Raw genomic sequence first — 14,059 nt, 5'->3', positions numbered from 1 at the left:
CAAGGTTCGTCCTGTTATGAAGATTTCATTCGGGTGGGGAACGCGCGTATCCGGCGCGGGGAGAGTCCTGTGGCGCAGCGCGCTCGGGATCACGGCATTGGCATGTCTCACATCGGGACTGGGGCTCGGGGCGGGAGCGCAGGCTCAGACCGCAACCGTCGCAGCGTGCGTCGGTGGCGTCGACAGTGACTTCAACGGGGACGGACTGCGGGACACGGTGATCGCCGACCCGCAGGCCACGGTGTCGGGGCAGGAGAAGGCGGGCCAGCTTCACGTGGTCCTGGGCGGTGGCAAGGGGACGGTCCAGATCCACCAGGACACGCCGAACGTCTCGGACGTGGCGGAAGCCGGTGACCAGTTCGGCTTCTCCTTCGCTGCGTACGACGCGAACAAGGACGGCTGCAGCGACCTTGCCGTGGGTATCCCGCACGAGGACATCGGCACGGTCCCCGACGCCGGCCTTGTGCACCTGATCTTCGGGTCCACATCGGGGATCGGCCAGGGGACTCCGGACAGGGGCTTTGGACAGGGCGCGGCGCTTGGTGACGTCGCAGAGGCAGAGGACTGGGTGGGCTACTCGGTGGCCACCACCGTGTCGTCCACCGGCATTCCGTATCTCGTCGTCGGCGCTCCCGGCGAGGACGTCGCAGGTAAGATCGACAGTGGCCTGGTCCACGCCGTGTACGGCACCGACTTCAAGAGCGTCTCGCTCGACCAGGACAGTCCACTGGTGTGGGAAGAGCGGGAGGCGTACGACCAGTTCGGCTCCGTAGTCGTCGCGGCCGGCAACTTCTTCGTCGTCGGCGTGCCGGGCGAGTCCATCGACACGGACTTGTCCGCCGGGGCCGTCATGGCCTTCCGCACCTCCATCAACACCGACGGCATCCCGGCCCCTACGTGGGGCATGGGCCAGGGCCGCGCCGCCGGATCGGAGAAGTCCGCGGAGACCGGCGACCGGTTCGGCACCTCGATGGCGTTCGTCCCGAACAAGTACAAGAACAGCAGTGGACGGCTGGAGGCAGGCTTCCTCCTGGCCGTCGGCGTCCCGGGCGAGGACCTCGCCGACGTGATGGACGCCGGAGCCGTGCAGACGTACCAGATCACCGCGGCCGAAAGCGTCACACACCTCAACTGGATCGACCAGAACACCGACGGAGTCGAGGGCGAGGCCGAGCCCGGCGACTTCTTCGGGCAAACGCTGACTGGCGTCAACACCAGCCCCACCGCGGAGAGCACAGCCTCCACGGTGCGCCTCGCCGTGGGCGTGCCCGGCGAGGAGTCCACGGAGCAGCACCTCGACACGGGCGGTGTGCAGATCTTTCCGTTCGTCGGCGCGCCGGGCGCGAGCGACGCGTGGCTGGAGCCCGGCTCCGGAATCCCGTCCGCACCCGCGTCCCGCCAGTTCGCGGGCATCAGCCTCGGCGGCACCCGCACCGCCCTGTTCGTCGGCATGCCGTACGGCCCCGCCGAGGGACACGCCGTCTACGGCTTCCCCTGGAGCGTCACCACGGGCGGAGCCCCGACGCAGACGTGGAAGCCCGGCGACGGCGTCATCCCCGCGGGTGACGGCGCGTTCGGCACCGTCGTCCGGTGACCCGGCCGCACCCGCTCCCAGGACAAGACATGAAGACCAAGGGAAGTGACAACGTGTCCACGCGGATACGTCGCAGCACACTGCTGCGCGGGGCGGCGGTGGCCGCGACGGCGAGCGCCGTCCTCGCCGCCGGCCTCACCGGGCTCCCCGAGCCCGCCCAGACGGCGAACACCGAGACGACCGCTGCGGCGAAGGCGCTGCCCACGGCCGCCTCGCCCGGCCCGGCAGCCTCCGAGGCCCAGGCCAAGGCCGCGGCGAGCAAGAGCGGCAAGCGGGTCGAGGTCCTCGGCCTGCGCACCGAGCGCCGCGACGTCTTCGCCGAGCCGAACGGCACCTTCACGGCACGCGAGTACACCGAACCCGTCCGCACTGTGCGCGACGGCGCCTGGGTCGACCTCGACCCCACACTCGTCAAGCGCGCCGACGGCACCGTGGCACCCAAGGCGACCACCGTCGACCTCACCTTCTCCTCCGGAGAGGCGGGCAAGCCCTTCGCGACGCTCCGCCGCGCGGGCCGCGAGTTCGCCCTGAGCTGGCCGTACGGGAAACTGCCGGCACCCGTCCTGAAGGAGAACACCGCCACGTACACCGACGCCCTCCCCGGCGTCGACCTGACCGTGCGCGCGGAGAACGACGGCTTCGCACACTTGCTGGTCGTCAAGACCCCCAACGCCGCAGCGGACCCCAGGCTCGCCCGCATCGACCTGGGCATGAAGACCAAGGGCCTGAAGGTCCAGGAGGACGCCTCCGGCGCCCTGAAGGCCGAGGACGCGGCGGTCGGCGGCACCGTCTTCGAGGCCGGCAAGCCCGCCATGTGGGACTCGGCGTCCGTCAAGGAGACCGGCGCGAAGACGCAGGGCGCGAAGGGCGTAGCCCGCGCGCTCTCCGCTGACGTCGCGCCGGCAGCGGCCCCGGCCCTGCAGGGCCCCGGCGGCGGTGGTCGCACGGCGCCACTGGGCGTGGAGGTCGGGAAGGACAGGCTGACGCTGGTCCCGGACCGCAAGATGCTCACCGCCGACGACACGGTCTTCCCGGTTGTCATCGACCCGATCCAGCGCACCACGTCCCGCAGCGCGTGGACCGGCGTCATGTCCGGCTTCCCGACGGAGCAGGACTGGAAGTACGCCGACAGCGCGGGCGTGGGCCGCTGCCCCACGGACTACAACCCGGTCTCCTGCAACGGCGTCGGCGTGCGACGCGTGATGTTCACGATGCCGATGTCCTTCTACAAGGGCAAGCAGATCCTGAGCTCCACGTTCTCGGCGCGGGTCGCGCACATCTACCAGGCGCAGCCCACGGCCACCCCCATCCAGCTGTACCGGATCGGTGGCGCGAACTACACGATCACGTCGTCCAGCAACTGGTCCAACACCAGTACCCAGTGGGTGGACTACCTGCAGACGGTCAACCAGGCCATCTCGCCGACGAGCTGCTCCAGCCAGGCCAACCTCCACTTCGAGGGCGGCTCCACGGGCGAACTGACCAGCGAGGTACGGGCAGCCGCGGCGGGCGGCTGGTCCGCCATGTCCCTGGGCCTGCGCGCCCAGGACGAGACCACCTTCTCCCAGTGGAAGCGCATCTGCGGCAACGCCTACCTGTCGATCAGCTACAACACGCTGCCCTCGCAGATCACCGCCGGAATGATGTCCAGCAACCCGGGCGGCAGCTGCAAGACCGGCACTACACGTCCGTACGCCGAGGTGCCGCCGCTCATCTCCACCGAGGCCCGCGACCCGGACCACGGCAACGGCTACACCGACAAGGTGAAGGTCCAGTTCAAGGTCGAGTGGACGGACGGCGCGGGCACCCCGCAGTCGTACACGACCGACACCGCGTACATGGCCCCCGTGGCCGGCACCAAGTTCGTCCACCAGGTCCGCTCCACCATCCCGCAGAACAGGGTGATCTCGTGGAGCGCCCGAGCCTTCGACGGTGACGGCTGGGGCTCCTGGTCCGCGGCCAAGTGCGAGTTCGTCTACGACGCGACCCTGCCGGGCAAGCCGAACGTCCTCTCCGAGCAGTACCCGGCGGACACCGTCTACCACGACGGCGTGGGCACGTACGGCACCTTCACCTTCTCGCCGAACCGGAACGACTCGGTGCCGGACACCGACGTGGTGAAGTACCGCTACGCCTTCGACTCCACCGCCTCACCCGCCACCACCGTCACGGCGTCCTCGCCCGGCGGCCCGGCGACGGTCCAGTGGATGCCCACCCGGGCCGGCCTCCACTGGCTGGAGGTCGTCGCCGTCGACCAGGCCGAGAACCCGAGCACGGTGCACCGCTACGAGTTCCGGGTCACCGAGGGCAAGGCGGCCGCCGCCCAGTGGAACCTGGCTGACGCGGCCGGCAGCACCGAGGCCCACGACGAGCAGGAGAAGTTCTCCGCGTCGGCGGGCAGCGGCGTGACCTTCGGCGCCGTGGGCCCGGGCGGCAAGGTCGACTTCGCCGCTCACTTCGACGGCACGGCCGACGCCTATCTGGACGCCGGCCAGACGGTCCTCGACACGTCGGAGGGCTTCAGCGTCAGCGCCTGGGTGCGGCCGACCGACCTGAGCCGTGACATGACGATCATCAGCCAGGACGGCAGCGGTGAGCCCGGCTTCAAGCTCGGCTACAACGCCATCGCCAAGACATGGGCCTTCTCCATTCCCAGGACCGACATGGAGACCATCGGCGAGTGGCGAGCCGCGGCCACCGGCCTGACGGTCGTCCCCGACCAGTGGGTGCTGCTGACCGGCGTGTACGACGCCCAGCAGGCCCAGCTCCAGCTGTACGTCAACCAGACGCTCAAGGGCACGTCGCCGCGCCTGTCCCCGTGGCGGTCGTACGGCCCGCTCCAGATCGGCCGCTCCACGGCCAAGACGGGCTACCGCGACAACTTCACCGGTGACCTCGCGGAGGTCCGTGTCTTCGACCGGGTCCTCCCAGCGGCCCAGGTCGCCGAACTGATGACGGTCAAGCCGGAGCGCAAGGGCTACTGGCAGCTTGACGCGGCGGAGAGCGGCGCCTCGCCGGAGACCGGCGGCGGCAACCCGCTGCAGCTGGCGGGCAACGCCTACATCTACCGCCCGGCGGACCCGCTGTTCGACGAGGCAGCCCTCGTCGGCGACGGCCACCTGGTCCTCGACGGCGACGGCGACCACGCCTCCACGGCCACGCCGCCGATCACCGGTGGGTCCAGCTTCACCGTGACCGCCCGGGCGCAGCTGACGTCGATCGACGCGACGATGCCGCAGACCGTCCTGTCCCTGCCCGGTGCCAACGCGAACCGCCTCGCGGTTCGCTACCGACCGGCGACGGCCACGGAGCCGGCAATGTGGGAGCTCGCCGTGGCGAAGACCGACGAGGCGACGGCCGAGATCGTTACGGTTGCCGACAACCGGCGATTTCCTTCCAATGATGGCTCGGGTCAGCACCTGGCCGTCGTCTACGACGCCTTCGCCAATGAGGTGCGGCTGTATGTCGAGGGCCAGCTCGCCAGCAGTGCGAAGGGCGCGGACACCACGCTCTGGCCCGCCACCGGCGGCCTGAACGTGGGGCGTTCGGCTGTCGGCGGTAGCGGCGAGTACTTCGCCGGTGCCATCGACGAGGTACGCGCCTACAACGGTGCGGCGGATATGACCGCGATCCAGGAGATGGCCCTGCTGCGGCCCACGCCCGACATCTAGTCCACCGGCGGGTGTGTCGACGTGCGATCACACGTCGACACACCCGCCTTTCTCCTTCTCAACCATCCAGAATCCGACGTTCGGAGTTCCCCTGATGTCTCAACGTGGCCGCTTGCTGCGCCACCGATTGCCGAGACGCGCGGTCTCGGCAACAGTCCTCGGACTGGCACTCACCCTGACCGGCTCGACCGTCCAGTCCGTCGCCTTCGCTGACGACAAGGGCCGCGGCAGGCCCGGCGTCCAGGACTTCGGCGACCCGGTTGAGGGCGCCGACGCCAAGGCCAAGCCCCGCCCGTCCGATCCCGCCCGCAAGGCGGCGCTGTCCCGGCTGGACAAGGCCACCTGGCCGAAGCAGGGCAGCGCGGACGTGCCGGTGTCGGCGCCCGGAGCGAAGAAGCCCGCAGTCGCCACGCCTGGCGGCCTGCCTATCACCGTCACCGCACCCCATACGAAAGCCGGGGTCAAGCCCGCGGCCAAGTCCAAGACCGGCCCGGCAGCGGCCCCTTCCACCGGGAAGACCGCAGCCGCCGCCCCCACCAAGGTCAAGGTCGACGTCCTCGACCCGGCCCGCGCAGCCAAGCTCGGCGTGAGCACGCTCTTCAGCGTGGAGCGCGCGGACGGCGGCGACCAGTCCGCCAAGGTCCGCGTCAACGTCGACTACTCCTCCTTCGCCGAGGGCTACGGCGGCAGCTACGGCTCCCGCCTCCACCTCGTCCAGCTCCCGGCCTGCGCCGTGTACGCCCAGCCCGGTTCCAAGGAGTGCCCCGAGGCCCCCAAGCCGCTGGCGACGGTGAACGACGCCGAGAAGCAGACGCTGGCCGCCGACGTCACGGCCGCGCCGCACCAGTCCGGCCCGTCCACCATGGCGACCGAGGCCACGTCCCTCGTCGCCGTGACCTCCGGGCCGTCGTCGGCCCAGGGCACGTACAAGGCCACGGCGCTCTCCCCGTCCGCGAGCTGGAACGTTTCGCCGTCTTCGGGTGGCTTCTCGTGGAGCTACCCGCTGCGCACGGTCCCGACGCCCGGCGGCCAGGTGCCCAGCCTCGGCCTCGGCTACTCGTCCCAGTCCGCCGACGGCCGCACCTCCGCCACCAACAACCAGGGCTCCTGGATCGGCGAGGGCTTCTCGTACGACCCCGGCTACATCGAGCGCCGCTACAAGCCCTGCTCGGACGACGGCCACAACGGCTCGGGTGAGCAGTGCTGGGCGTTCGACAACGCCACGATCCTCCTCAACGGCAGCGCCACCGAACTGGTCAAGGACGACACGACCGGCAAGTGGCACCTCGCCTCGGACCCCGCCTCCAAGGTCGAGAAGCTGACCGGCGCTGTGAACGGCGACAACGACGGCGAGTACTGGCGCGTCACCACCACCGACGGCACGGAGTACTACTTCGGCCTGAACCGCCTCCCCGGCTGGGCCGCCGGCAATGAGGAGACCCAGTCCACCTGGACCGTCCCGGTCTTCGGCGACGACGCGGGCGAGCCTTGCTACAACGCCACTTTCACCAGCGCGCACTGCTCGCAGGCGTGGCGCTGGAGCCTCGACTACGTGAAGGACCCCCACGGCAACGTGATGTCCTTCTACTACCAGCCTGAGACGAACCACTACGCCCTCAACGGCAAGACGGACGTCAACGGTACTCCGTACCACCGCGGCGGCTACCTCAAGCGCATGGACTACGGCCAGCGCGACGGCGAGGTCTACGCGGCCAAGGCCCCGGCCCGTGTGGTCTTCACGACCGCCGAACGCTGCCTGCCGACGGCCACCTTCGACTGCGCTGAGACCAAGCGCACCACAGCCAACGCCGCCTACTGGCCGGACGTCCCCGTGGACCAGGAGTGCAAGGCTGGCACCAAGTGCACTGTCGGCCAGACCTTCTGGACGACCAAGCGCCTCACGGGCATTACCACCCAGATGAGCAAGGACGCCACGACCTACCAGGACGTGGACGCCTGGACGTTCACCCACCTCTTCACCGACAACGGCGACGACTCCAAGACGCTGTGGCTGTCGAAGATCGACCACGAGGGCCGCGCGACCGGTACGCCGGTAAAGCTGCCGTCGCTGGAACTCTTCGGTGAGCAGTTGGTCAACCGCGTTGACGCGGTCGGCGACAACAGGGCCCCGTTCCACCGCTTCCGCCTCGCCACCGTGCTCAGCGAGACGGGCGCCCAGCTGGACATCAACTACGCGCCGACCCAGTGCACTGCCGACGCCCTGCCTACGCCGGGCTCGTCGACAAAGCGCTGCTACCCGGTGCAGTGGTCCCCGCCCGGCTACATCGAGCCGATCACGGACTGGTTCCACAAGTACGTCGTCGCGGAGATCATCGAGACCGATCGCACGGGCGGGGGCGACAGCGCCGTCACGCGCTACAGCTACCAGGGCGACGCGGCCTGGCGTAAGGCCAAGCCGGACGGCATCACCCAGGACAAGTTCCTGACGTGGGGTGGCTGGCAGGGCTACGGCAAGGTCACCGTCACCAGCGGCAGCGCCGATAATCAGAAGACGCGCGTCGACTACACGTACATGCAGGGCATGGACGGCGACAAGGACGCGTCCGGCGGCACCCGCTCCGTGACGGTCACCGACTCCACCGGCAAGGTATACACGGACGCCGAGGAGTTCGCCGGCCACCAGCTCGAGGCCGCGACCTACGACGGCACCAAGCTTGTCGCCAAGACGATCGGTGAACCGTGGAAGCACTACACGGCGACGCAGACGAAGGCCTGGGCCACGACCCACGCCTCCATCGTCCGCCCGCGCGTGGTCCGCGGTTACACGCTTCTGTCGAACGGCACGTGGCGCGAGACCAAGGGCACCACGACATACGACACGTCGAACGGCACGGGCCGCGTCACACAGGTGGAGGAACTGGGCGACGTATCGACGCCGAGCGACGACACCTGCACCCGGACGTGGTACGCGGACAACCCGACCAAGAACATCCTGTCTCTGCCCTCCCGCAGCGAGGCCGTCGCCGTCAACTGCGGCACGACCCCGGACCGCAGGACACAGGTCCTCGCCGACGAGCGCACCTCGTACGACGGCGGGGCTTTCGGCGCGGCGCCGACCAAGGGCGACGCCACGAAGACCGAGCGTCTCACCTCGCACGACGGCACGACCGGCATCTACCAGGTGACCGGCACGACCACGTACGACGCCTTCGGCCGCCCGCTCTCCCAGGCGGACGCGTCGGGAGCGACGACCACCACGGCGTACACGGACGCCCACGGGCTGATCTCCCAGACGAAGTTCACCAACGCGCTTGGGCACGTCACAAAGACGGACTACGCCCCCGCGTGGGGCGTGTCGACGGGCCAGACCGACCCGAACGGCAAGCGCACGGACCTCGCCTACGACGCTCTCGGCCGCCTCACCTCGGTGTGGCTCCCGGACCGCCCGAAGCTGGCTTCCCCGAGTATCAAGTACTCGTACAACGTCCGCCGGGACAAGGTCGTCGCGATCAAGACGGAGAAGATCGAGAACGACGTTTCGTACGGCGTCGAGTACAAACTCTTCGACAGCCTGCTACGCCCGAGGCAGATGCAGACTGAGGGGCCGAACGGCACCCGTATGGTCGGCGACACGTTCTACGACAGCACGGGCAACATCAAGAAGACGTACGCGACCTACAACGCGGCCGGCGTTCCATCGGACGAGCTGCTGATCGTGCAGAACGGTCAGGTGAGCGGCCAGAACCTCTTCGAGTACGACAGCCTCGGCCGCCAGACCGCCCAGATCTTCGCGGTCTCCGGCGTCGAGCAGTGGCGTACGACCACGAGGTACGACGGTGAACGGACCCACGTGGACCCGCCGAAGGGCGGTGTGGCAACCACCACCATCACAGATGCCCTGGGCCGCACCACTGAGCTGCGCCACTACCGGGGCGACGCGCCGAACGAGCTGCTCGGCTACGACGCCACGAAGTACACCTACACGCCCAAGGGCCTCCTGGAGTCGGTAACCGACGCGCAAGGCAACGTCTGGCGCTACGAATACGACCAGCTCGGCCGTAAGACCAAGAGCATCGATCCTGACGCCGGCGTCTCGACGACGACATACGACGCGCTTGACCGGCCGGTCTCGACGACGGACGGCCGCGGCAAGCAGATCTCCACGGTCTACGACAAGCTGGGCCGCACCGTCTCGACCTGGGAGGGCGCGCCCACCACGGGCATGAAGCTGGCGGAGACGCGCTACGACAAGACCGGGTGGCTGGGCCACGTCTGGGCGACCCTGACGTACATCTCTGCGACGGAGTACTTCGCTTCAGTCGTGCAGTCGATGGACACGTTCTACCAGCCGCTCAAGACCGTGTACTCCGTACCGGCCTCGCAGGGCGCCCTCGCAGGTACGTACATCTACACCTCGACGTACAACTCTGACGGCACCCTTCAGGGCAGCACTGTCCCAGCCGCGGGTGACCTGCCCGAAGAGGGCCTCCTGTACGGCTACGACGAACTTCAGCGGCCGACGAGCATGTCGGGGTACGTCACCAACGCGATCTACTCCAACCAGAGCCACCTGCAGCAGCTCGAATTGTTCACGGGCTCTGGGAAGAAGGTCTGGCAGACCTACGCCTACGAGCAGGGCACTGACCGCCTCACGCGCTCCCTGGTGGACGTGTACGGCGCACCGGCCCCGGTGAAGCAGTCGAACTACTCTTACGACCAGGTCGGCAACGTCCTGTCCATCGCGGACACGGCGAACACCGCGACACCTGACGTCCAGTGCTTCCGCTACGACACCCGCCAGCGGCTGGCGGCCGCCTGGACCCCGTCGTCCACGCTGACCGACGCCTCCGGCTCCGGCACGGTCGGCTCGACCGCCCCTGTGGGCGGCACCGGTCCGGCCGCGTGCGCGTCGGCCCCCGGCGCGAACCCGCTGGGCGGCCCAGCCCCGTACTGGAAGTCGTACGTCACCGACGCCATCGGCAACCGCACGTCGGAGACGCTGCACGACACGTCCCTGGACGCGTCGAAGAACATCACCCGCACCTACACCTACGGCGCGGCGGGCACGGCCGGTGACGGCCCGCACCAGCTGACCAAGGTCATCGAGAACACACCGACGGGTGACCGGCAGTCGACGTACGAGTACGACGCAGCGGGCAACACGACCAAGCGCGTCATCGGTGGCAACGCTCAGGTCCTGGAATGGAACGCCACGGGCAAGCTGGCCAAGGCGACGGAGGCCAACGGCGACCAGACCACCTACCTGTACGACGCCGGCGGCAACCGCATCCAGCGCAAGGACTCGACCGGCACAACTGTCTACCTGCCCGGTATGGAGCTGAAGCTCTCCGCCGACGGCACGAAGACGGAGGCCACCCGCTACTACACCTTCGCGGGCCAGACAGTCGCTGTCCGCACCAACGACGGCAAGGTCTCCTTCATCGCCTCCGACCATCACGGCACAGGTGAGGTGGCGATCGACTCCACAACCGGTGCGGTCTCCCAACGCCGCTTCGACCCGTACGGCGTCGAGCGCGGCCAGGCCACGGGGATGTGGCCGGGCGAGAAGGGTTACGTCGGCGGCACGATCGACAAGTCCACGGGCCTGACGCATTTGGGTGCGCGCGAGTACGACCCGGTGATCGGCAAGTTCATCTCGGTCGACCCGATCATCGACTACACCCAGCCACAGCAGATCAACGGCTACGCCTACGCGAACAACAGCCCGGTCACTCTGTCGGACCCGAGCGGCCTCTACCCCTGTGCTCCTGGGCTTCCCGACAACCAGTGGTGCGGTTCCCCGCCGTCATGCGGGATGCTGTGCGCTCCTGGCACCCAGACCGCTGAAGAGACTGCGGCGGCGCAGCAGCAGACGCAAGCGGCCGCTGCGGTGGCAGGCGCCCAGGGTCAGCAGACCCGGGCCAAGCAGCGCATCGTCAAGGCCGCCAAGGTCCTCATCGAGATCGTCAAGGACGAGCTTGGCATCAACGCGGCATTCGACTGCGTCTCCAGCGGAGACATGGGCGCATGCGGCGAAACCATCCTGAACATCGCGGGTAGCTTCGCCGGCGGCATCGCCGGAAAGCTTCTGGCCAAGTACGGCCTCCCATGGAACTGGAAGAAGGGTTACGAGCTCGGCAAGCGCGTCGTCGGCCTGGTCGACGACCTCATCGGTGGCGCTCTCGATTACTTCAAGGCCGGCAAGGCCCTGGACGCGGCAAAGAGCGCCCTGGCCAAGGCACAGGACAAGCTCGCAGCAGCAAGAAAGAAAGCCGCCGAGGCACGCCGAAATGCGGGTGATGGCTGCCACAGCTTCCTGCCGGGCACCCTGGTCCTGCTGGCGGACGGCACCACGAAACCGATCGAGGAAGTCGAGCTCGGTGACCGGATCACGGTGACGGACCCGGAAACGGGCGACACGGTTGTCCGCGAGGTTGTGGGCACGATCGTCACCGAGGACGACAAGCACTTCGTCGACCTGACGATCGAGGACGCAGCCGGTAAGCCGCAGGCACTGATCTCGACGACGACTCACCCCTTCTGGGTTGAGTCCGAGAACCGATGGGTCGAGGCAGGTCAGCTGCAGCCGGGCATGATGCTCCGTACCGCCGATGATCGGCTGGTATCCGTCAACGACGTGCGCCGATTTGACGAGCGTCAGCGCACACACGACCTGACCATCGCAGACATTCACACGTACTATGTGCTGGCGGGGGATACGCCGGTCCTCGTCCACAATTGCGGTGGTGCGAATGGTGGAAAATATGGTGATCTCCAGCCTGCAGGGGCAGGGAAAGAGATCAACCACATACCCGCCAATTCATCAAGCCCTCTCAGCAAGTACAGTGGTCCGTCAATTCGAATGGATTACGCTGACCATCGCGCCGTCTACAGCACCGGGTCTTCCCTTGCGTCTCAGGCGTGGCGGATGAGGCAGAGGGAGCTGATAGATGCCGGTGACTTCCGCGGCGCCATCCAGATGGATGTGGACGACATCCGTGCTCGCTTCGGCAGTAAATATGACGAGGCGATCACGGAGATGTGGATGAGCCTCAGTTCTAATAAGGCTCTAAAGAAGTGGGCTTCGGAGCGAAACCCGTAGCATGTGCGAAATGAAATGGGATGCGAATGTCGTCGGACTGGAAAGTCGAGATCGTCGAGTGCGGTGACCTTGTGCAGGATAATGACGAGGTCACCCCTCCGGGCGAAGCTGAGCGCCGCTGGAATCGGTACGTCGAGTTGGCCGATTCGGTGACTGGAAGCGAAGGGCCGGACGGAGTTGCCGCGATTGTTTCCTCCTTGAGGGCTGAAGAGGATTACGGGGCCTATCAGGCGGCGCATGCGGCCTTGAATCGCTTCCCTCATCCGGACCTTGGTAAGGGAGTGGCTATGGCGGCTAGAGGCCTGTTCTCCATTCCGAAGGACGGCAGTGGGAATGTTCTTCTGATCCTGGTGCGTGCGGGCTCCGTTGCCGTGAATAGCTTCAACGAGGCTATGCGATCGGTTGATGCTGCTGTGCAGCGAGAAATGCGTGAGCTCGTGGAGTTTCATGAGTCAGAAGAGTGGCTGTCTGACGAAGGCGTCCGAAACGTTCTCCTGACGCCACGGGGATAGCCTGAAGCAGCTGTATCGAAAGCCCCACCAGCCTGTCGCTGGTGGGGCTTTCGAGCGTCTTGACGTCGAGGTTGAAAGGGTGGGGTGACAGGCTACTGAGGCTCCAGACCGAGTCCGGTCTCGGCGATGAAGCCGTCGAGGATCTCGGGTCGGCGTTGGATGCCGCGCAAGCGGTTCTTCACGAGTGGGGTGAGGTCGTCGATCGTGCAGGGCGCGAGGTTGGCCAAGGACTTCTTCAGGTGGGCCCAGACTCCTTCGACGGGGGTGAGGTCGGGTGCGTAGGGAGGGAGCTTGACGATGGTGAGCCAGTCGCTGTTGCGGTCGCAGAACTCCCGTAAAGGCTTGGCGTGGTGGGTGCCGGCGTTGTCCCACACCATGATCAGCGGGGCATCGCCGAGCTGCCGCCGGGCGGAGGTGATCAGGTTCGCGAACTCGCGGGCCCGGAAGCACTTCTTCTCGCCGGTACGGCCCCGGTACGTGTGGGTCCGGTAGATCAGCCTGGTCTCGCGGCCTGGCCGCACGCAGATCATCCCGGCCATCAGGACCCGGCCCGATCCCTTCCCCGTCACGCTGACCAGCGGCGTCCTGCCACGCCTTGACCAGGTCCGGCCCTTGCCTGGCTTCAGGTCCTGCCCGGCCTCGTCCTCGAAGACTATCCACGCGCCCAGGAGCTGGGCCGTCCTCTTACCCGTGACCACTGCTCCGACCGCCACTGCTCTACGGCCTGCTCGTCCCGCTCGACGGCCCGATGCGCGGGGACCTGCGGTGACCAGCCAGCCGGTGCGGCAGATACGACACCCCGCGCGGGGTGTACCGGTAGCCGAACAGGCGGTGAATCAGCGCCGCGACCCTCGCCAGAGTCCAGCGCTGGTCCTCCGTCCAGCCGTGCGCGGCCGGGCCGCTCCCAGCTCAGTCTGCAACCGCTCGACCTGACCATCGTCCAGCCGGCACGGAAAGCCACCAGGTCCCTTGGAAGCCAGGGCCGCGCTGCCGCCCTCACGCCAGGCGGCGTGCCAGCCGTAAGCCGACTTCCGCGACACCCGTAACCTGCGTGCCACCTCAGGCGGCCGTACCCCCTGCCCGAACATCTCCGCGGCCTCGAAGCGCACCATTTCACGCTTCGCCCGCCCCGCGGCGGTCAGCCCGCCGCCATCCGCGTACCTCATGACGAGGATGTAGCACCGCCAACGCCGACTGTCACCCCACCCTTTCAACCTCA

Annotated in this window: 6 protein-coding genes and 1 pseudogene; 4 read left to right on the top strand and 3 right to left on the bottom strand. The window is 67.9% G+C overall.

Annotated elements, in window-relative coordinates; all coding sequences use genetic code 11:
- The first annotated feature begins 217 nt into the window (after positions 1-217).
- The 4 genes from HTZ82_RS31290 (at position 218) to HTZ82_RS31275 (ending at position 12,840) form a co-directional block, all read left to right on the top strand.
- Complete coding sequence (locus tag HTZ82_RS31290) at positions 218-1,594, top strand: VCBS repeat-containing protein (RefSeq protein WP_175412787.1); 1,377 nt, start codon at positions 218-220, stop codon at positions 1,592-1,594.
- A 29-nt stretch (positions 1,595-1,623) separates the two neighbouring features.
- Positions 1,624-5,265: a LamG domain-containing protein gene (locus tag HTZ82_RS31285; protein ID WP_175412786.1), complete on the top strand. Its 3,642-nt coding sequence runs from the start codon at positions 1,624-1,626 to the stop codon at positions 5,263-5,265.
- A 112-nt stretch (positions 5,266-5,377) separates the two neighbouring features.
- On the top strand, positions 5,378-12,328 hold the full coding sequence (locus HTZ82_RS31280; protein ID WP_254712250.1) for a polymorphic toxin-type HINT domain-containing protein: 6,951 nt from the start codon (positions 5,378-5,380) through the stop codon (positions 12,326-12,328).
- A gap of 26 nt (positions 12,329-12,354) precedes the next feature.
- Positions 12,355-12,840 (top strand): hypothetical protein, encoded by a 486-nt coding sequence (locus HTZ82_RS31275; protein ID WP_175412784.1) that lies wholly within the window; start codon positions 12,355-12,357, stop codon positions 12,838-12,840.
- Between the two features lie 92 nt (positions 12,841-12,932).
- Here the strand turns inward: HTZ82_RS31275 and HTZ82_RS31270 are convergent, their stop codons facing one another.
- From HTZ82_RS31270 to HTZ82_RS33005, 3 genes and pseudogenes are all read right to left on the bottom strand, one after another.
- Positions 12,933-13,553, bottom strand: coding sequence for a transposase (locus HTZ82_RS31270; protein WP_309235809.1), 621 nt, complete (start codon positions 13,551-13,553; stop codon positions 12,933-12,935).
- Positions 13,493-13,668: pseudogene (locus HTZ82_RS33010) on the bottom strand (winged helix-turn-helix domain-containing protein). The gene HTZ82_RS31270 and the pseudogene HTZ82_RS33010 overlap by 61 nt, the downstream one beginning before the upstream one ends.
- A gap of 8 nt (positions 13,669-13,676) precedes the next feature.
- On the bottom strand, positions 13,677-13,952 hold the full coding sequence (locus tag HTZ82_RS33005; RefSeq protein WP_309235810.1) for a helix-turn-helix domain-containing protein: 276 nt from the start codon (positions 13,950-13,952) through the stop codon (positions 13,677-13,679).
- Between the last annotated feature and the right edge of the window lie 107 nt (positions 13,953-14,059).

The sequence above is a fragment of the Streptomyces sp. TRM64462 genome, from assembly GCF_013362995.1.
Taxonomy (GTDB): domain Bacteria; phylum Actinomycetota; class Actinomycetes; order Streptomycetales; family Streptomycetaceae; genus Streptomyces.
The sequence above is the reverse complement of the archived record's forward strand: the minus strand, read 5'-3'. Positions and strand labels throughout refer to the sequence as shown.

Coding starts and splice junctions, on each gene's coding strand:
- HTZ82_RS31285 (WP_175412786.1), top strand. CDS start 1,624: ATGAAGACCAAGGGAAGTGACAACGTGTCCACGCGGATACGTCGCAGC.
- HTZ82_RS31275 (WP_175412784.1), top strand. CDS start 12,355: ATGTCGTCGGACTGGAAAGTCGAGATCGTCGAGTGCGGTGACCTTGTG.
- HTZ82_RS33005 (WP_309235810.1), bottom strand. CDS start 13,952: ATGGTGCGCTTCGAGGCCGCGGAGATGTTCGGGCAGGGGGTACGGCCG.